Origin of the sequence: Pseudomonas sp. zfem004 (assembly GCF_032621715.1) — a bacterium.
Classification (GTDB): Bacteria; Pseudomonadota; Gammaproteobacteria; order Pseudomonadales; family Pseudomonadaceae; genus Aquipseudomonas; species Aquipseudomonas sichuanensis.
In genome coordinates this window covers 21,064-41,814 of sequence record NZ_JAVYJF010000030.1, presented here as the reverse complement: position 1 = coordinate 41,814, position 20,751 = coordinate 21,064, and the positions used below count along the sequence as shown (strand labels likewise).

12 protein-coding genes are annotated in these 20,751 nt (G+C 62.8%); 6 read left to right on the top strand and 6 right to left on the bottom strand.

What is annotated here, in order from left to right:
• Positions 1-89: 89 nt before the first annotated feature.
• The 6 genes from RTH46_RS23925 to RTH46_RS23900 all read left to right on the top strand — a co-directional run bounded on the left by RTH46_RS23925 (position 90) and on the right by RTH46_RS23900 (position 8,465).
• Complete coding sequence (locus RTH46_RS23925; RefSeq protein WP_316906804.1) at positions 90-2,537, top strand: acyl-CoA dehydrogenase; 2,448 nt, start codon at positions 90-92, stop codon at positions 2,535-2,537.
• A gap of 104 nt (positions 2,538-2,641) precedes the next feature.
• Positions 2,642-3,052, top strand: a complete 411-nt coding sequence (locus tag RTH46_RS23920; protein WP_153784837.1) for a PA2817 family protein — start codon at positions 2,642-2,644, stop codon at positions 3,050-3,052.
• Between the two features lie 364 nt (positions 3,053-3,416).
• Positions 3,417-3,953, top strand: coding sequence for a fimbrial protein (locus RTH46_RS23915; RefSeq protein WP_153784836.1), 537 nt, complete (start codon positions 3,417-3,419; stop codon positions 3,951-3,953).
• 91 nt (positions 3,954-4,044) lie between these two features.
• The gene (locus RTH46_RS23910; protein WP_153784835.1) at positions 4,045-4,800 is read left to right on the top strand and encodes a molecular chaperone; all 756 of its coding nucleotides are present in this window, start codon (positions 4,045-4,047) and stop codon (positions 4,798-4,800) included.
• A gap of 34 nt (positions 4,801-4,834) precedes the next feature.
• Positions 4,835-7,327, top strand: a complete 2,493-nt coding sequence (locus RTH46_RS23905; RefSeq protein WP_316906803.1) for a fimbria/pilus outer membrane usher protein — start codon at positions 4,835-4,837, stop codon at positions 7,325-7,327.
• 55 nt (positions 7,328-7,382) lie between these two features.
• Positions 7,383-8,465, top strand: a complete 1,083-nt coding sequence (locus RTH46_RS23900) for a fimbrial protein (protein WP_316906802.1) — start codon at positions 7,383-7,385, stop codon at positions 8,463-8,465.
• On the opposite strand, the gene RTH46_RS23895 is transcribed toward RTH46_RS23900, so the two are convergent.
• The 6 genes from RTH46_RS23895 to RTH46_RS23870 form a co-directional block, all read right to left on the bottom strand.
• The gene (locus RTH46_RS23895) at positions 8,446-12,357 is read right to left on the bottom strand and encodes a hypothetical protein (protein WP_316906801.1); all 3,912 of its coding nucleotides are present in this window, start codon (positions 12,355-12,357) and stop codon (positions 8,446-8,448) included. The genes RTH46_RS23900 and RTH46_RS23895 overlap by 20 nt on opposite strands.
• 31 nt (positions 12,358-12,388) lie before the next feature.
• Positions 12,389-12,907, bottom strand: a complete 519-nt coding sequence (locus RTH46_RS23890) for a hypothetical protein (RefSeq protein ID WP_316906800.1) — start codon at positions 12,905-12,907, stop codon at positions 12,389-12,391.
• Between the two features lie 4 nt (positions 12,908-12,911).
• Positions 12,912-15,803 (bottom strand): hypothetical protein, encoded by a 2,892-nt coding sequence (locus RTH46_RS23885; protein ID WP_316906799.1) that lies wholly within the window; start codon positions 15,801-15,803, stop codon positions 12,912-12,914.
• A 4-nt stretch (positions 15,804-15,807) separates the two neighbouring features.
• Positions 15,808-18,213, bottom strand: a complete 2,406-nt coding sequence (locus RTH46_RS23880) for a hypothetical protein (protein WP_316906798.1) — start codon at positions 18,211-18,213, stop codon at positions 15,808-15,810.
• 34 nt (positions 18,214-18,247) lie between these two features.
• The gene (locus tag RTH46_RS23875) at positions 18,248-19,276 is read right to left on the bottom strand and encodes a hypothetical protein (protein WP_316906797.1); all 1,029 of its coding nucleotides are present in this window, start codon (positions 19,274-19,276) and stop codon (positions 18,248-18,250) included.
• A 351-nt stretch (positions 19,277-19,627) separates the two neighbouring features.
• The gene (locus RTH46_RS23870; RefSeq protein ID WP_316906796.1) at positions 19,628-20,731 is read right to left on the bottom strand and encodes a hypothetical protein; all 1,104 of its coding nucleotides are present in this window, start codon (positions 20,729-20,731) and stop codon (positions 19,628-19,630) included.
• Positions 20,732-20,751: the final 20 nt, after the last annotated feature.

The window sequence follows — 20,751 nt, the reverse complement described above, 5'->3', positions numbered from 1 at the left end:
CTGCCCGTGTCAGTCTCCTTGCAAGCCTTTGAGCCCGTCTAAGCTCTGTGGGTCGGCTCACTGCCCCCTGGTTCCAAGGAGGAAGGATCATGTTGCTGTTGTGGTTGCTGGTACTGGTACTGGGCGCTGCGTACCTCACGCACCGTCGCTTGCCCCCTTTGCAGATCCTCGCGGCGATGGCCGCCTACACCTTGCTGATGGGCCTGTTCAGCCATGCCCCCGGCTGGCTGCTGACGCTGATCTGGGCAGTGATCGCCATCAAGGTCGCCTTCATCGCCCTGCCCGAAATGCGCCGCAAGCTGTTCACCGCGCCCGTGTTCAAGTGGTTCCAGCGCACCCTGCCGCCCATGTCGCAAACCGAACGCGAAGCCATCGACGCCGGCACCGTGTGGTGGGACGGCCACCTGTTCAGTGGCCGCCCAGACTGGCACACCCTGCTCGCCTACCCCGCGCCCGCGCTCACCGAGGAAGAACAGGCCTTTATCGACGGCCCCACCGAGGCCCTCTGCGCCATGGTCAGCGACTGGCAGATCGGCCAGGACCTCGACCTGCCTCCCGAAGCCTGGGCGCACATCAAACAGCATGGCTTCTTCGCCCTGATCATCCCCAAGGAATACGGCGGCAAGGGCTTCTCCGCCTACGCCCACTCGCAGGTGGCAATGAAACTGGCCACCCGCAGCGGCGACCTGGCCTCGACGGTGATGGTGCCCAACTCCCTGGGCCCCGCCGAACTGCTGCTGCACTACGGCACCGACGCACAACGCAACCACTACCTGCCGCGCCTGGCCCGTGGCGACGAGATCCCCTGCTTCGCCCTCACCGGCCCGCTGGCCGGCTCCGACGCCGGCGCCATGCCCGACACGGGTATCGTTTGCAAGGGCCAATGGCATGGCGAAGAAGTCATTGGCCTGCGCCTGAACTGGGAAAAGCGCTACATCACCCTGGGCCCGGTCGCCACCTTGCTGGGCCTGGCGTTCAAGGCCTACGACCCGGACCACCTGCTGGGTGACCAGGAAGAACTGGGCATCAGCCTGGCGCTGATCCCCACCGACCTCCCCGGGGTGGAGATCGGCAAGCGCCACCTGCCGCTGGGCGCCGCTTTCATGAACGGCCCCAACAGTGGCAAGGATGTGTTCGTGCCGCTGGAGCAGCTTATCGGTGGCCAGCAGATGCTCGGCAAGGGCTGGATGATGCTGATGAACTGCCTGTCGGTAGGCCGCTCCATCTCGCTGCCCGCTGTCGGCACCGGCGCGGCCAAGTACACCAGCCTGGTCACCGGCCAGTACGCGCGCGTGCGCGAGCAGTTCAACGTGCCGCTGAACGCCTTCGAGGGCATCCAGGAATCCCTGGCGCGCATCGGCGGCAATGCCTGGCTGATGGACAGCGCCCGCCTGCTCACCGCCAAGGCGGTGGACCTGGGCGAAAAGCCCTCGGTGCTGTCGGCGATCCTCAAGTACCACCTCACCGAGCGCGGCCGCGAGTGCATCCAGCACGCCATGGACGTGCACGGCGGCAAGGGCATCATCATGGGCCCGAACAACTACCTGGGGCGCAACTGGCAGGGCGCGCCGATCTTCATCACCGTCGAGGGCGCCAATATCCTCTCGCGCAACCTGATGATCTTCGGCCAGGGCGCCATCCGCTGCCACCCGTTCGTGCTCAGGGAAATGGCCCTGGTCGGGCGCGAAGACCACGACCACGCGCTGAAGGAGTTCGACGACCTGCTGCTGCAGCACATCCTGTTCGCCGCCGGCAACGCCGCCAGCACCCTGGTGCTGGGCCTTGGCCTGGGGCATTTCGAGAAGGTGCCGGGCGACGCCCTGAGCCAGGGCTATTTCCGCGCCCTCAACCGCCAGGCCGCGGCCTTCGCCCTGCTGGCCGACCTGTCGATGATGCTGCTCGGCGGCGCGCTCAAACGCCGCGAACGGCTCAGCGCCCGGCTGGGCGATGTGCTCAGTTACCTGTACCTGGCCAGCGCCGCGCTCAAGCGCTACCACGACCTGGGCGCGCCCGAGCACCTGCAGCCGCTGCTGCGCTGGGCGCTGGAGGAAAGCCTGGGCAAGGCCGAGCAGGCCCTGGACGCGCTGCTGGACAACTTCCCCAACCGTTTCGTCGGCTGCGCCCTGCGCCTGCTGGTGTTCCCGTTCGGCCGCCGCCACAGCGGGCCCAGTGACGAACTGGATGCCGAAGTGGCCGCACTGATCGGCCGCGGCAAAGGCGATGAGGCACTGGAACAAGTGCTGGCCGGCTGCTTCCGGCCACAGGCCGAGGGTGACCCGGTGGCGGCGCTGCAACGGGCCTGCGATCTGCTGGCTGAGGTGGCCCCCTTGCAGGCGGTGCTGCACAAAGCACTCAAGGCGGGCACGGTGCAACCTCAACCGGGCCAGTCGGTGATCGATGCGGCGGTGCAGGCCGGTGTGTTGCAAGCGGCCGACGGGCAACGCCTGCAGGCCGCCGAGCAGGCCAGGCGGGCGGTGATCGATGTGGATGCGTTCGAAAAGGATCAGCTGCTATCCGTACCGGGTAGAGTTCGCTGACCCCATCGCGGGGCAAGCCCGCTCCCACAGCCACTTGTGGGAGCGGGCTTGCCCCGCGATTGGCGTATACTGCGCCCCTGTTTAGAACCACCGAGGACCACCCCATGGCCAACCCCCAACTGGACTACCACCTGCAACTGCTGCACCACCTGCGCACCATCCTGGCCGCGCTGGGCGAGGCCGAGCAGGTGCCCGAGGAGAGCCACGCCCTGTTCCTCGAACGCTACGACGAACTGCTGACCCTGCTCCCGCAAGACCCGCTCGAAAGCCAGTACCTGGGCCAGGACCTGCTGTGCCAGGTGATTCAGCGCTACCCGCAGATCGCCCACCTGGTGCCCCGCGACCTGCTGTGGTTCTTCGGCGGTGACTGCCTGCACTTCATGCCGGATGAAGAGCTGGCGCTGTATCAGCAGTTGGAGGAGCGCCGTTACGAAGCCGAACAGAACGACGAACCGTTCGACTGGCACCAGGAAAAACAACTGTTGAGTCACAACGGCCAGGGCAACACGCACTGATTCGCAAAACGCCCCACCCTACCGCGTGGGGCGTTCTTTCCTAATACAGCTGTATATTTTCTGCCTAAACTTCGAGCTCCCTTACTTACAAATTCACCAGAAAATCCTTATTTATTTATACTGCCTCCCACAACCACGCACCAAGAATCACATAACAAAATCAGAATTAACCTACCAGCAATACAACTTAGCCTCTCGCATAAAAATATATAAAGCCCAGCACACCAAGACCCATTGCGAAACAAAAAACGTCCTCTATAAGATGCCCGCCGAGACAACGAACACTCGCAGAGATCCACTAACTCTTCGACTACTTTCTTGCCTCGCAATCAATTATCAATTTACTCAGATAAAGGACATCTTCATGAAGAAGTCGTTGCTTGCCCTTTCCGCCGGTCTTGTTTTCAGCGTTGCTGGCACTTCCGCCTTTGCCACCAACATTATGTTCCAGGGCAAGATTACCGCCGCCACCTGCCCGATCGAAGTCAGCCCGCCTGGCGGTGGCGTCGGCAATGCCGTACCGATGGGTGAAGTGGCAGCCTCCGCCTTCAGCGCCGCCGGCCAGGAATACAACAGGACCAACTTCGAACTGGTCGTACCGGATGACGCCAACTGTATGGCCACCACTAACAAAGCAAAAGTGACCTTCAGCGGCGACGCCGATACAGCGGGCGACTACTTCGCGGTCACGAATACCAGCGATGGCGCCCGCGGCGTGGTCATTGCCATGCGCGACGTTAAGGGCAAATTGATTAAACCAGGTGCCGAGTCCGATGAGTTCGACCTCAACGTCGGTGCTGAAACTCGCCTGCGCTTCTCGGCGACCTATCGATCGACAGTCGCAGCAGTCACTGCCGGTGCCGCCAACGCCGATGTCGCCTTCACCGTGGCCATCAATTGATCCTCTCGGGCCGGGACATGCCTGGCCCGGTGCAATGACCCCTTGAAGCCTCCAGGCGCGCACTCGCGCCTGGATCTCGGAGCCCCACTTCATGCCCGGCAACTATCTACCGGCGGCCTGCCTGCGCGCGTCATTCAGGCACAGCGTGGCCTTGCTGCTGCTTGCCCTGCCCTTCACCGCCAGCCACGCAGCCTTGACCTTGAGCAGCACCCGGATCGTCTTCGACAGTGACAAGAGCAGCACGTCGATCATTATTCGCAACCCCAGCAAACAACCTTACGCGGTACAAACCTGGGTCAATACCGTTGACGACAACGCCACGGTCGCCGTGCCCTTTCTGGTGGTACCGCAATTGTTTCGCCTGAGCCCTGGCCAGGCACAACAGGTACAGATAAACAGATTGCCCAACCACTTGCCCAACGACCGTGAGTCGCTGTTCTTCTTCAATGCCCAGGAAATCCCCCAGGCCAACAAAGAGGCCGGCAACGTCCTGAACATTGCCTTGCGCACCCGTATCAAGTTGTTCTACCGCCCGCAGCAGATAAAAGGCTCGCCATCAGGGCATCTCAAGCAACTCGAATTCTCCCTGCATGACAAAGATGGTCAGCCACACCTTCAGGTCAACAACCCGACGCCCTTCCATTTCACCTTCAGCCGCCTGGAAATCAGCGACAAAGGCCAACAGAAGGCCGTGAAGGCGATCGACATGGTTGCGCCCTTCGCCCAACAAACCTATCCGGCACCCGGCATCAAACCTGGCGCAGGGCTGCAGGTGCGTTTTTCGATCATCAACGACTTCGGCGGCTACAGCGAACCCGTGACCCAGCCGATCAGCCTGGCGCGCTAGGGCAGCTACGCACGTTCAGCAAGGATTCCCGCACATGCAAATCTCTTTGCGGCGTTGGCGTGTCGAATGCAGCCAACGCCCCGTACTTCCGTGCCTGTTCGCCGGCATCACGGCGGCACTGATGGACATCCCGGTCGGGCGCGCCGAAGCCGAGTTCCAAAGCGGCTTTCTCCGCCAGATGCCTGGGCAGGCCGAGCACATCGGTGCCTGGGCCCTCGACGCACTCGCCGAGGATCGACCGCTGGTGCCTGGCCCTTATCAAGTGCAGGTGCTGGTCAACCTGCTGCCCGTCGGGCGGTACACCCTCGAATTCACACCCGCCGACGACGGAGGGCTGCAACCGTGCCTTCCCGCGGCTCAACTTGCCGACTGGGGCCTGCGGCTCGAGGCGCTGGAAGACCTCGACGCCGCGCAAACCGCCTGCCTCGACCTGACCCGAACGGTGCCGGGGGCACAGGTGACTTTCACCCCCAGCCAACTGCAACTGGCGATCTCCATCCCGCAGATCGCCCTGCGCCGCGAAGTGGCCGGCCATGTTGCCCCCGAGCACTGGGACAGCGGCATCAACGCCGCCTTCATCAACTACCAGGCCTCCACCCAACAAGGCCAGAGCCGCTACCGTGGGCACTACGCCAGCCACGACCTGTACCTCAACAGCGGCCTCAACCTGGGGCCGTGGCGCCTGCGCAGCACCCAGTCGTGGCGCCGTGACGACCAGGGCGACACGGCCTGGACCCGCGGCCAGACCTACGCCCAGCGCGACCTGCCGGGCACTCATGCCAACCTGACCCTGGGCGAGACCTTCACCGACAGCGACGTGTTTCGTGGGGTACCCATCACCGGCCTGCGCATCGCCTCGGACCTGTCGATGCTGCCGGACGCACAGCAGGGATACGCGCCGATCATCCGCGGCGTGGCGCGCAGCCGTTCGAAGCTGGAAATCTGGCAGAACGGATACCCGATCTACTCCACCTATGTCAGCCAGGGCCCCTACGCCATCGACGACCTGAGCACCGCTGGCAGCGGTGAACTGGAGGTGGTGCTCACCGAGGAAGACGGCCAGGTGCAGCGTTACACCCAGCCCTACGCCACCCTCGCCAACCAACTGCGCCAGGGCGTCTGGCGCTACAGCGCCACGCTGGGGCGCTACAATCCGGCCAGCAGCCAGGAGACGCCACTGCTGTGGCAAGGCACCCTGGCCATGGGCACGCACTGGAATGCCACGCTGTATGGCGGGGTCATGGCCAGCGAATATTACCGGGCCGCCGCGTTGGGCATCAGCAAAGACCTGGGCAGCATCGGCGCCCTGGCTTTCGATGTCACCCGCTCACTCGCCGAGTTCGACCACGACGGCGACGTACAGGGCATGAGCTACGCACTGCGTTACGGCAAGACCTTCAATACCCAGACCAGCCTGCGCTTCGCCGGCTATCGCTACTCGACGCCCGGCTATCGGGACTTCGACGAAGCCGTGCGCCAGCGCGAGATGAGCGGCCGCTTCCAGGGCAGTCGCCGCAGCCGCCTGGAAGCCTCACTGCACCAGCGCCTGTACCAGAGCAGTTCGCTGACCCTGACCCTGTCGCAACAGGACTACTGGCAGCGCATGGAACCACAGCGCCAGTACCAGCTCAACTTCAGCACCCAGCACCGCGGCGTGACCTACAACCTGTTCGCCTCGCAATCGCTGACCGACCGGCGCGGCAGCGACCGGCAGTTCGGTCTCAGCCTGTCGCTGCCGCTGGACATCGGCCACTCCTCGCGCGCCAGCTTCGACCTGCGCAACAGCGGCCAGGGCTACAGCCAGCGGGCCTCCCTCAGCGGCAGCAGCAGCGAGTCGACCAGCTACAACGCCAGCTTCAGCCAAGACCCGCAGCACAACAAAGCCGCCAGCCTGGCGTTCGGCTACCGGGGCTCGCATGCCTCGCTGGGCGCAGGCTTAACCGAAGCGCACGACTACCGCAACCTGTCGCTCAATGCCACCGGCGCGCTGCTGGTACATGGCCAGGGCATGACCTTCGGCCCCTACATGGGCGATACCGCCGGGCTGATCGAAGTGCCCGACGTCGCCGGCGTGGGCCTGCTCAATGCCGCCGGCACGCGCACCAACGCGCGTGGCTTCGCCATCGTCCCGTCGCTGCAGCCGTACCGGCGCAATGCCCTGGAGCTGAACACCGACCGGGTCGGCATGGAAGTGCAGATCGACAACGGCACCGCGCAGGTGGTCCCGCGCCGTGGCGCGGTGATCAAGCACCGTTTCGAGGCGCGCCGCGTCGCGCGCCTGGTACTGACGCTGCATGACGCCCAAGGCCAGCCACTGCCCTTCGGGGCCCAGGTGCACGACAGCGAAGGCGTGGCGCTGGGCATGGTAGGCCAAGCCGGCCAGGTGTTGCTCGCCACCCACGATGAGCCCCAGCAGTTGCACGTCAGCTGGGGCGAACAGGCCGACAGCAGCTGCCGGTTGGCCCTGGAGCCCAAGGCCATCGCCTTGCTCGAAGGTTACCGCTTGCACCACCAGGCCTGCCTCTAGTCAACACCATACGCGCGGCCTGCCCTTGCCTTGCAGCCGCGCCAGGAACCCCATTATGAAAGCGATCAAGAACACCTTGCGCCACGTGCTGATGGCGGGCCTTGCATGGCCGGCTGCCCAGGCGCTGGCTTCCACCACCGAGTGCACGCTCGGCCCCCGGACCGGGGCCCAGCAGAAAGTCTACGTGCGCGAAATGGGCACCCTGTACATTGCACGCGATGCCAAGGCAGGCAGCGTGATTGGCCCTGAGGGCGTGATGGAGATCACTCCGGACCAGAACAACCTGAGCCTGGACTGCCAAGCCTACGGCCAGCGGATAAACTTCGACTTCAGGGAAACCCACGGTGTGTTACCGCTTCCCCCCCTCGTCAACGGGCGCACCATGAACGGTTTAATGATCAGGACCAACGTGCCCGGCATCAGTGCACTGGTGCAACTGGGGATCCCGTTCACAGGCTCTGCGACCGGGTGGATACCCATTGGCCCACCCTACGTGCCGTTCACTGCCTACCACGAGCAAGTCGTGCTCTCAGGCCCGCAGTTGCTGAGCCTGCGTAACAGGGTCACGCTGGTGAAAACCGGTAACCTGGCACCGGGCCAGCACCAGGTGGATGGCACGCTGTTCACAGGGCACCTGGACTGGGGCGGCATGGGCCAGGTACTGGACTTCACCCTCAGGGCGACGGTGATCCAGAGCCAGTGCAGCCTGATCGGCGACCCGGTCAGCGCCAACCCGGTGCAGCTGGGCGAGTGGAGCATCGAGGATTTCAAAGGGCCAGGCTTCACCACCCCGGCGGTCCCCTTCCACATTCGCCTGAGCGACTGCCAGGTCGACCCGGACCCAGGCAACCTGACCCACGCCATCCTGGAGCTCAACGGCATCGACGGCTCGGCGCCCATCGGGCCGAACGGCGACGTGTTCAGCCTGACCCACGACTCCGATGCCAGTGGCGTGGGTATCCAGATGCTGCACAACGGCATACCGCTGCAGCTTGACAAGGAGGAGGACCTGATCGCACTGCAGGACGGCAACATGCAGCTTGACTTCCAGGCCCGTTTCTATCAGATCGAACCGAGCGATCGAGTGCGCGCCGGTGTCGCCAGGGGCGCGCTGAACTTCACCCTGCGCTACCGCTAGCGGCCTTCTTGGGAGGCTTGCGCGCAGGCTTTTTCGCAGGCTTGCTCGCAGCCTTTTTCGCAGGCTTCTTCGTCGCTTGCGTCGTGCCCGACAGGATGTTTTCGGGGTCGTAGTGATAACTGCAGTGCTGGCCGTCGGGGGTGTCGACGCTGAGCAGGCGGTTGAGCCCGTCGTAGTACAGCTCGCGCCCTTGCTCGTCGCTGATCAGGTTACCGTTGGGGTCGTAGTGCAGTTCGATGTCGGGGCCAGGTGGGACATTGCGGCTGTTGACTATCTTGCTCAACTGCACCGGATCGGTGTTTTTGAACTCGTACACCGTGCGCTGGAACTTGCTGTCGGGATCAAGGGTAATCACCATAGTGATGTTGTCCAGCCCGTCGAAAACGAAGGTCTGCTGGGCGATGACCATGCCGGACGGATCCACCGGTGCCAGCGGGCCCGTACAGGTATAGATCGTCAAACGCCCGCGCTTATCGTATTGGTAGGTTTCATGGCGCAACTCGGTAGCCTCGCCTGCGGCAGCCCCCTTGGGAAGCTCAGTGAGGGTGCGGCACTCCAGGCAATCGAACTGCTCATAGCCCTGCTCGAGCGTCTGCACGGTGTCGCCGAAGTCGAAGGTGCGCAGTACCTCCCGATCGAACGCGTCGTACACGAGCGTAGTGACCAACTGCCGGCCACTTTCAAGGTCCACGGTGGTGGTGCTTTGCAGGCGGCTCAGCAGGTCATAGGTGAAGGTGGCCGACAGCAGTGGCTGGCTCTGCCGAGCTGTCGTGCGCTGCAGTCGCTGCCGCTGCGCAGACGCGGGCGCTGCGTACAAGGTGGTCTGCTCGAGGCGCCCGTAGGCGTCGTATTCATACAGTTGCGTCTGGCCCTGCACATCCACATAGGCGCGCAGGCGGCTGCGGTAGCTGTGGTCATAGGTCATTTCGAACGCGCCGCCCTGGCCTTCCAGGGTGCGCTTCTCGGTCTTGAGGTCGCCGTTGCTGAAATAGGTGCGGTCTACCGCCTGCCCAGGTTCTTCACAATGCATCAGCCTGGCATTGTGCTTGTCATGGCTGTAGTTCGCCGGTGTACCGGCCAGCAACCGGTACACCGGTTCCTCGCCTAGAACCGGCAGGTAGGTGTATGCCACCTCTGTCCCGTCAGGCGCCGTGACGGTGTGGGGCTGGCGCTGACCGGGGGCGTAGCTGAATGTCTGCACCCGCCCCCCGGTGGTTGCACTGGTGCGCCGACCAAGCCCGTCGAAGGTCTGTTCACCCAGCAACCTGGCGTTTGCAAAGCTGTCGCCAACGCGGATGCTGACCGGCAGGTCTTCCCGGCTGTGGCGTGCGTAGGTGCGATAGACCTTGTTGTTGCCGTCCGCCAGATGATGCTCCAGCTGGCGATCGAAGGGGTCGTGGACGAACGACTCGACCCGCTGCGTCGCGCCGGTGCCCAGGGTTTGCTTGCTGATACGCCCCAGCCCGTCATGCTCGTTGACTTGCAGGATGGTGCGCTTGCCTTCCAGGTCCAGGCGTTCGATCCGGATCGGTTGCTCGAACAGGTTCAAATCGGTTTGCACAGTACCGCTGAGCTTCTTCGGATTCCCCTTTTTATCCAGAATCTCTGCACGCTCGCGCCATTCGAAGCGCACCGGGCCGGCGCTGGACGCCACCTGGTCGGTCATCTGCACCGCAGTGACACCCTCCGGGCCAGTGACGCTGTATCGCTCACCCCAGTCGTCGTAGGCGTAGCGGCTGGTCAGCTCCAGCAACTGATCACCCAGCCAATCGATCTCGGTTTCTTCGACCAGTTGCCCCAATTCATCGTAGCGGCCTCGGTAGATAGGCCGCGAGGCGCCGGCGAAGGTGGCGCTGTCGATGTCTTCGCGCGCTTCGCTAACCACCCGGCTGAGGCCGTCGAACAGGGTGTGGGTCTCGACCTGCTTGACGTCGTAGGCCCACTGCTGGGCCTGTTCGTTGTCATAGGCGCAGAGGAAGTACCTGTAGTGCCGGAACGCCTCGTAGTCAGTGCCCGGCGCCACTGTCTCACGGGTTACCCGGCGCAGGGCATCGTACTGGTAGCGGATCTCGACGTCGTTGTCGTCACGGTTGAGCAGCGGTTCGCCGGTTTGCAGGTCGTGGTGCAACAGGATGTGCTTCAACTCGCCATCGTAGCCCTTGATGTTTTCGTCGGTCTGCAACGCGCCTGTACCTGCCGGTTTGCTGTACTGGTAGCTGCTGCTGGTGGGTAGGAAGGTGCCAGCCACCTCCCCCGGATAGCTCAAAATCTTGCCGGACAACCGCCCATGTACGTAAGGCACGTTGGGTTGCCTGTGATAGCTGTAGAGGGTTTCTTCCAGCAACGCATCTGAGTTGTCGGCATCCAGCAATTGCTCGCTTTCGACCAGCACCCATGGTTCTTCGAGGTCATTGCCCAAGGGCGTCAATGCCGTGTAGCGGTAGTACTGCTTGAGCGTGGCCGCCGCCCCTTGCCCGCTGGCGGCGGGGGTGACCGTCCTGGTTTTGAGGTGGCGCACGAAGCCACGGCCGTCACCGGGGTAGCCTGCTTCAGGCGCCTGATACCAGGTTTGCGTCTCCAGCACCCCGTTGGCCTGCAACCGCGTCAGCACATTGCCGTGGTTGTCGTGGCTGCTGTGCACCCTTTCCTCACGCAGCTTGGTGGGTTGGCTCATGAGCGACCAGCGCTTGAGCTCCAGTATCGGCAACTGGAAGCTGGGCGGCTGGGCGTCGAACCCGCCGCCGTTCTGGGCATACGTGGTGATGTCCTCCCGTACATTGTCGCCCTGCACGGTCCGTTGGCTGGTCAGCAGGTGAAAACGGTTGAACGTGCGGGTGATTACCCGCACAGGCTTCTTGTCCACCAGCCAGGACTCGATCGACCCGTAGGTGTAGTTGGCGGCCACCTGATAGAGGTTATCGAGCCCGTCGGGGTTCCACGGCACGCTGCTGCCACCGCCGAGGAAATTGCTGACGCCGGGGTACTCGTACGTCACCTCCATCGCCGGCTGGCCGAAGCCCGGTGCGGTCTGGTGCCGGGTGACTCGCGGCAAGTTGGCCAGCCCGGCACTTGACGGGAATTCATGGCCAAGGTCCTCGTAGAACAGCGATTCGTGGCCGCCGTAAGGCGTGTGGATTTCGCTCAGGCACAGCAGCCCGCGTACCTCACGGTAGCTGAAGGTCCAGCACGCCTGGTTGGCAGTGGGCAGGATGATCTTGCTGACCCGATTGTCGGCCCCGCTCAAGGTCATCGCATAGCGGGCCAGCGGCCCGCCGTCGCTCCCGCCGAACGGGTAGCAGAGCAGTTCGACAAGGCTGCCCTGGCGCTCGATGCCCAGCAACTGGTCGCTGGCGTCGCTGACCGTGCTGAGCCGCATGTGCTCGATCTGCCAGGGCTGATAGGCCAGGTACAGGACATGCCCCAGCGGTGAATGCAGCTCCACCGGCAGGGCCACTTCGGCCTGTTGCCCGCCCATCACCTGCAGCACCTCTTCAAGGCCCGAGCGGTGCACCACACGGTAGCGCCTGGCACCGCCCGGCCCTGGTGGCTCACGGTACAGGTCGAATTGCCGGAGCTTCTGCTCGCGCATCAGCAGGCGATCGTTCGACTCGCCGGTGACCTTGTAGCTTTCGCCGCTGCTCAAGGTCACCACCTGGTTGCGCTCGCGCAGTTGCGTCAGTTGCAGGTTCCAGCCCTTGCCGTAACCGGAATCCACGGTATTCAAGGGGCTGTAGAACAGGGCCAGCTCAAAGTCCGGGCCCTGCAGGTCGTTGCCCTTGAGTTCGGGCAGTTTGATCGCCACCGTGTACTGACCGGTGCGCGGGTCTACGCCACTTTCAACGTAGGATGAAAAGTTGAAGGCGTTGGAATGTACGGAGGTAGAAACAGCCATGGCGCTCACTCGCAATTGAAAAGATTGAACATCAACGCTTTTTCGATGGCTCTGGCGGCCAGATCTGCATGCACGAAAGCTTGCCTGGAATCTGGTCAGTATTTTCGTTGTCATGTACTTTCCGAACGCCAGTCGTTACGAGGTTGCCCGTTGCTGTAGTGCGAATATCCTGCAGGGATTTCCAACGCGATGTGATTGGATGCTTTATCGCCTCTACGCGCAGCTCCCAGCTGGTGCCGTCGCAATCGTCATCGTTTTGAAAAGCCACGGTGGTGGGCGAAGGCACATTGACGAAGCGGAAGTACCGAACCTGATCGTTCTTGCACTGAGTGTTTTTCAGATATACCGTTGTTTGCGGTATTCCAACTGGCGGCACTGGCACGGAACAATGATTACCATCGGGCATCTCATTTACTAATTTTTCCGACATTTCTATGGTCCCCATTTCGATGGTCTCCGCCGCCATGGCGGGGAGCGCCAGCGGGCTGACTGCCATCGTCACCAGCAACCCGCCCAGCAAACCCAGCAGGCAAACTGTCTTTGTGTTCATCACATCACTCCTCGCTGTCGCTGATTCGGACAATGGTTGCGTTACCCTGCGCGGACGGACGTGATGGCACGCTGTGCACCAGCACATTGCGGTCGCCGATGGTGCTGGACGACAGGTAGTCGATCTGGAGCAGGTGCTCGTTGGCCCGGTTGTCGCGCAGGCGAATGAGCAATGGTTGGGACATGTTCGTGTAAGCCTGGGTGTCCCAGACTGCATCCAGCCGCCGGTTCGTGTTGCGGAAGTTGACAATCACCAGCAGGCTAGCCTCGTACTGGGTCCTTACCGGCCTTTCGAAATCCGTACGCCCCAGCAAAGCCCCCATTTTGCTATCGAAACTCACTTTGGTAGGCATGGGCTGCCCATGGTTCTGGAAGATGTAACCGGTGTAGCTGTGGTACGTCTGGTTCCCGTAAGGGCTCTCCCAGCGCGCCATCGAGGTGTTCAGCGTCTGCGGGTCCGAGCTTTCACGCTGCGTGAGAAATTCCGCGGTATAGAACGTGCCATCACGGAAATCGAACAGCCAGTAGTCTTCGGTCACCGGGTGCAGGTCGAAGGCATCGTCTTCCGGGTCGAAAGGCGGTGTGTCGTCGTCGCCGCTGCCGCCGCCATCCACCCGCCGGCGAATCACGGTGTAATCCTCGGATTTGAACGGTTCCGGCGTGCGCACAAACACCTCGATGGTCGCATTGGCATGGGCGGTGGCATTGGAGTAGAACCACTCGCCGGTATCCTTCTGGAAGCCTGCGTAGAACACCTGCGAACCAGATGAGCCGCGCCGCAGCAGGTAGAGGACCTGGCGGATGGTTCGGTCCTCGGCGCCCTGTGGCATGGGCTCGGCGCCCGGCATCGGGTCGCTTTCATTGGCCAGCACGAAGTCGTTCCTCTTCCGGCTGGTTCGCCACACGTAGCCTTCATCCGGTGAGATCCCGTCCTCGCCTTCGGCCAGGGTGGCGATTTCCTGCCCGGAGGCACGGTCAAACAGCCTCAGGCTGGCGATCTCGTCGACGCTCAACTTGTAGTCCTGACCATTCACCGCCTGGGTTTCCACGGTGATCTCCACTTCCAGTTGCTGGTAGCCACTGGAGCCGACCCTGCCGCGGGTGCCGCTGAGGCTCTTGCCGACGGTGAGGGTGAACAGGTTCAGCGATCTCCAGGTATCCGCTGCTGCCAGGCTGGTCTCCTTCAGCACGCTGTAGCCGGTGGCGAACAGCACGCCGTTGTGCACCACTTCGCAGGCCACCACGTTGCTTTGCGACGGCTGTTGCGTGGAGGCCTGGAACAGCCCCGAGGGGCTGACGCTGCCAGGGCCGGCCAGTACCCGCCAACGCCGGGGCTGGTTGGGCATGATGCGGTTGACGTCGTTCAGTTGGGTGGTGCCGCCATGGGCCATGCTCGGCACGAACGACGGAGCCAGGCCCACCAGCGGCTGGCCGTTGGCCAGGATCAGCGCGGCGTCGCGCTGCTCGCCCGCGCTGGCCTGCACCTGTTGCACCGCCAGCACACGGTGCCGGGTGTGCGGGTGCGGGACGAACCTGGCGCTCTTGTCGTCCAGGGCCGCCAGCTCGCCGAGACGGGGCTCCAGCAGCTCGAAGGATGCGGCGCCAGGGCCTGCGTTCCACACATCCAGCCCTTGATCCTGTTGCTGCGGGCGATAGGCCCCTGCACTGGGGGTCACCAACAGCGCTTCTGCCAGGACATGCAGCCGAGCCGCCGCGCGGTAAGTGATGCTCGGCTTGGCATGCTCGGCAGTGACGATCACCGTCACCACTTCGCGGCCCATGTCGCCTGCCAGGGGTGCCTTGTACAGGCCTTGGCCGCTGATGGTGCCGTGGCCAGCGGCGGTATGGCTCTGCGGGCTGACGACGTGCCATGACGTCGCCTCGACCGGGATGCCATTACCGTCAAGCAGGGTGAACTGCTGGCTGCCTCCCGCCGCGATCACTGCCCCCAGCGCCGGCGTCAGGGTAAAGTGGCTCAGCGTCGGGTCGATGTTGCCGAACAATGCCCGGTCCAGCGGCGTGTGGTCCTCTTTTTTGACAAAGGCGTTGAGCTGCGGGAACAACAGGCGGGCCAGCAATTCCAGGCCGTGCTCCGAGGCGTAGCCGAGCAGGTCTTTGTGCAGCACCAGGGTGGCGGAAAAATCGCCATCGGGGATCAGGTAAGGGAAGCTGTCATCCGGCAAGTTGCCGCTGCTGGCCAGGCCGCGCAGCTTGATGAATACCAGCACCGCGCCATCGCCATGGTTGAGCGCGCCGCGCACCTTGGCACCGGGTGCCGCCTGGGTGCGAATGATGAAGCGGATGGGGGCCAGCTCGTCGTAATGGCTGCAGTCAATGGTACCGAGTTCGAACACCGCATAGCGAGCCGACAGCCCATGCATCCACTTTTCCAGTGCTGCAATCAGCTGGGGGTAGAGCTTGCTGTCGTGCTCGAACAGGTTGCTGGCAAAGCGCGCACCGTGGGCCAGGTTGAGCGTCACCCGGCCATAGCGGTCGATCTCACCGGTCATGGTTTCCAGGTCGAGCTCCAGCTCCACCCAAAGCCCTTGCGCCTCTGTCACCACGGTACTGCTGACCAGCCGCCCGGTGGTGATGATATCGCCACTGACAAGGTTCAGCCTGAGCAAGGCCTTCGAGCCACTGAGCGAAGCATTGCTGAACGACAGCAATGGCGCGCCGAACCCCAGGCGTTGCAATTCGACACCGTCGCCTGGCATGTCGCTGGCCAGCTTTTGCGTGAATGGCGGCAGGTAGCTGTTGTCCACCAGGCGGGCCAGGTACTGTTGCTCGAGCAGGTTGTTGAGCCGTGAACGGCTGTAGGCGGCGACCGCGCCCCAGCCCAGGGTGATCGGGCCTTGGCGCATGCGCGCCAGCAATTGCGCCATAGAATTGGACATGGCGTCACTCTCCTGAACGTTGTGATTTGCCGGCGCGCAGGCCCGCCGGCTGGTGAATACGGTGCAGAGCGTCGAAATGCAGCTTCAGCGGGAGCGGCAGGATCAGGTGGCCTTCGTAGAGAAACTCCCACCCCCCCTCCATGTACTCCCACTTGGCGGTGATCAGCGCGAAGCGTGCTGTGCCTGTAGACGGCGGGGTGTACAGCCCCCCAGGCGACAAGTCGCCTGACTCGGCGGTCTGCAGCGTCCACTCGACGTTCGTCATGACCTGGCCGTTGATCCGCCCCCGCAACTGCAAGCTGCCACCGGACAACTGCTCACTTTCCACAATCAGTTCAGGCCGACGCTGGCGCACCAGCACATGCACCATGGCCGTCTCACCGGTTTGCGCGTTCTGCACCTTGACCTGATCGAGCACATAGGTCCGTTTGTCGGCAACCAGACTGCCGGCGGTGTAGGTGCAGCGCTTGCCATCCTCATCGGGTCGCAACGAGCCACGCCCCTCGGCCTCAGGGTCGAGAAGCTTCCACTCCAGCTTGCCGCTCAGGGTGCCAGCGCTCAGGGTCAGCTGATCTTCGATGTAGCACACCTGGATCAGCGGGTTGACCGTCAACCCGGCCAGCACCACCGTCACCATGCTGGTGCTGCGCTGCCCGCTGAAGGGGTCGGTGGCCACCACCCGAACACGCGCCAGCTGCCCACCCATGGCGTGGGCCGGCGGGGCGCGGTACTGGCCCTCGGCATCGATGCGGCCAATATCGCCGGCGTTGCCGGGCAGCCCTTCCAACGTCCAGATCACTCCCTCGCGGGCCGGTTCGACGCTGAAGGTATGGCGCTGCCCCGGGGCTAACAGTTGGGGTGGGTCAACGACACGGAAAAACGCCGTGCTGTGCTGGTTGGCGAACAACGCCATGCCGTTCGGCAGCTCGAAATGGAAAGGGGTGAAGCGGTAATCGGCGGCCAACGGCATGTGTTCGATCAACTGCTCGGGCACCGCCGCACTGAGCTTTTTCGCCAAGCCCTCGAGCACCGCCTGCTTGATCAGAAAGGCGACGAACGCATTGATCTCACGCAGCGCCGCATCACTCAAACCACCCGGCAAGCCGCTGACCGGCGTGACTTCGGCCGTTTGCTCCCAGGGCCACAGCACTTGCCCCAGCAGCAAGCAGCCGGCGCTTTCTGCGGCGCTGGGCTTGACCAGGTGGAACAACGTACGCAGGTCAAAACGGAAGGTGGCCGTGGCGCTCTGCCAGAAGCCGCCGTTGTTGGCCTTGTAGCTGAACGACAAGGTGCAGTAGGAGGCCCAGCGCTGACGCACTTCGTCCACATCGAATTCGACGCTCAATGGCCCCGCGAAGGCTTGCTGGGATGCCAACTCGCGGCTGTCGTCCGTGGCGCAGCAACAGCAGGTGCTGCCCAGTGTTCGTTCGGCCATGCCGGCCGCTGCGGGCGCCCCGCTCACCGGAATGACAAACTCCTCGCTGCGAAACGCATAGGCGCTGCCCTGGTATTCACAGGGGTAAACCCGCAGTTGCCCGGCCTTGGCGTCCAGGCGCAGCAGGGTCTGGTCCTGGTCATGCTGCGCCTCGAACGTGCCCCCTTCGAGCATCTGCTCCAGGCCCTGGGCATAGGCGGCACGGTGCAGCAAACGGGACGACAGCAGCAGTGTGGCGTTGACCGGCTGCTGCAGGCCATCGGCCAGCAGGAACGGGAAGTTCGACTGCTCGGTGGGAAAGTCACCTACTGGCCCGTTGTTCACGCCGGCGAACACCACCAACGCCGCCTTGCCGTCGGCCTTGCTGACGTGGGTGCGTACCGCACTGTAGCGAATGCCCAGGTACGGGTTGCCCGACAGCGCCTGGAAGTCCACCAGCGGGTAGACGCGCCTGGCAATGTCCAGGCCGCTGACGAAGGCCATGAAGAAGCGCCCCGCTTCCAGGCGCTGCTGCAAGCCGCCGCCGAGGTCGAGCTCGGTATCGATGCCATCGCGCAGGTCGACGCTCACGCCTTGTGCATTGGCGGTCAGCGCCAATTCCTGGCGTACCCACAAGGGGTCCAGCGGATCATGCACTGCCAGGCCCATCAGGCCCTCGGTCTTGTCCATGATCAGCTGGGTGCCGCCCTCCAGGGTGATGGCCTGGCGAACCTTGGGCGACTCGTAGGCGGCTTTCAGGTCGTCGAGCTGCGGCGGGCCCATACGGTAACCCGAGAGCACGTGGGTGATCTCCGTTCCCGGAACGGGGATCTCCCCTTCGATATCGCCCAAGGCACTGCCTTCGCGACTGTAGTGCGCCATCTGAACCAGGTTGTTGGCTTGCTCCGAGTGCATGGCCAGGGTGTAGTCCCAGTTCAGGTGGCTGGGGTGCTCTTTCATCCAGGCCAGAAGAGTGGCCAGATCGTTGGTAGCCATGGTTAATTCCTGTTTGACTTATGATGGGGCCCGCCTATTCAGCGGCGCCGGTCAACCTGCGTACCGCCAGTTGCCCGGCCTGTTCGAGGGTCTGGTAGGCGGCGCTGTGCTCAGCCAGGGGCAGCGGCAGTACGATGAAACCCTCGAAGAGGAACGGGCCCGCAGCCCATGAGGCACGCACCACACAGAACGGCTCCGTACTGGCGCTGTCGGCCTGGTAATAGAAGCCGGCAGCGTCCTGGCCGGACGTGCCTGGACCATGCACCACCGAAAGCTCGCTGGCGCCCACCTGGCCAGCTGTGGAGAGCGCCAGCCAGACCTGCCCCGAGTGCAGGTCCTGCTTGACTACCACCACGTCCACGGGGCGCTTTTCGGTCATCTGGGTGATCATGCACAGCGTGCGCTGCTCGTTGGTCTGGCTGTTGCGCACCTCGACCTGCTCGACCACGAACGCCTTGCCGGTGAGGTTGCCGCCTGGGATGTAGGTGTTGGATTGGCCCGTGGCATGGGCCAGGCGGCCATGGGGCGCGGCGCCGAGGACCTTCCAGCGCAGCTCGCCCTGGCCCACGTGCCCGGCCTTGAGGCTGACACCGGCATCGCCCACCTGGCATACCTCCACCAGCGGGCTCAGGCTGAGGGCGTTCTTCACCACGCTGACCAGCGCCGAGGCGCTGTAGCCGGTGGACGGGTCGGTGGCGGTGATGCGCACGCGGGTGAAGGCGCCCTGGATGCCACTGGCCGGCGGGGCCTGGTACATGGCCTTGTCGAAGCTGCCGGGGGCGTCGCTGGAGCCTTCGACCGATTCGGCCGACCAGGTGACGTTTGCTTGGGCAGGGACGGTGGTGAATTGCAGCTTGCTGCTGTGGGTGATGACTGCTTCGAGGGGGGTGATGGTGAAGGTGGTCGACCTCGGGTTGACGTGGCCAAAGGTGGCGACATCGCGGGGCAGGTGCTGCTCTGAGGGTACTAGCGCCGCACCGAAGGTGAGCTTTACCGTTTGTTCTACAACATCGGACAGATGAATATCAGCGCTCAGGTCTTTGGCGAGGGCGGCCCTTAGCACCGGGAAAGACTGCTCGCGAACAATCGTGACGAAGGAATTCCATGGATTGAATTCCACAAAATAAGCATGATCCATGGCTATCGCATAGCCAGGCTCCACACCAGGAGGCAACGCTTCCCGACGACGTGGATGATTCTCATTGTCTATAATTTCCTCGAAATCAAGATGAAAGCCTTGCAACTTAAGAGTGCCACCATTGACACTTTCCAACGCCCAGCCCGCACGAAATTCAAGAACAAAATCCGCCTCCCAACCTACCTCAAAGGCTTCTGGATTAAGGTGACGACTTGGGGAATAACGCTTCTCTTCATAACGAACAAATTCCGTATCAGCCACGAATTGAGTAACCATTTACAGATCTATACGATCATCAGACAACACGACTATTAGCTTATCTTTCAAAGAAACCCTGAAAGCCGGGACAAAGACATCCACCTCACAATATACGCTCTTCAGAGTTGGCCATGAATTAGACCCCTCATAGCTACTACTGCAAGTTCCCGATGACAACTCCAGCCACCCGGACGTCGCGGTAGCCAGCATATCGCCATTCGCTAAAAACTTGACATCAAAGGCTACTTCTCTTAATTGCCCACGAGGCAAAGCTCTCAAAAAAGCAGCCAGCATGGTTCGCTTTTTTTCAAACAACACAGTTGCCGTGAACTGTGCACTGTCCGAAGGAATCAAATACCGATAACCCGGCCCCGGCACCACCGTTTGCTGGCCATTGTTGCCAAGCATATTCACCAACCCCAGCACAGCCCCGTCCACATCCGGCTGATCGACGCCGGCCGCCGGAGCGAATGCAGCGCTCGGGTTGCGCTGGGTACGAAGGCGGAAGCTCTCCGGTTGCAACAGCCAATCCGGCCCCCGCTCGATGGCCCCAAGCGACCACACCCGCTTTTCTACGGGCAGTGCACGAAACAGCTCCTTGAAAAAGTCCCCGCCTAATTGCCGCATCCGGTTGGAATCGGAAAACGTCAGCACGAAGTTATCGCTGTTGCGCAAGTCGAGCATGATCCTGCCATCGTCATCCACATACCCCGGCACATCGCTCAATTCCAGCTTCAGGCTCAACTCCGGCCCCACCAACGGGTCCAGCGAATCGATACGTCGCGGGTACCAATGCGCACCGGCTTGTTTCAAGTCGACCTGGTTACCCCCGACAATCTTCATGCGCAGGCTGGCCTTGGAACTGGTGATATCGACGTTGTCGAACGACAGCCGCGGGTGGTCCAGCACGAAGTTCTGCATGTACACCTTGTAGCCATTTTCCGCCGCCGTTTCACCATTCACTGGCGGCAAATAGGAAGTGGTCTTGAACCGGCGGATATATTCCTGGGTCAGCAAGGCATCAGCCTTGGCCTTGTCGATGGCAAACACCATATCGTTACCCAGCAAGCGGCCAGGTTCCTTCAGCCAGTTCAACAACTCGGCTTTTGAGTTAGTTGTCATATACACCTCTGCTGGACATG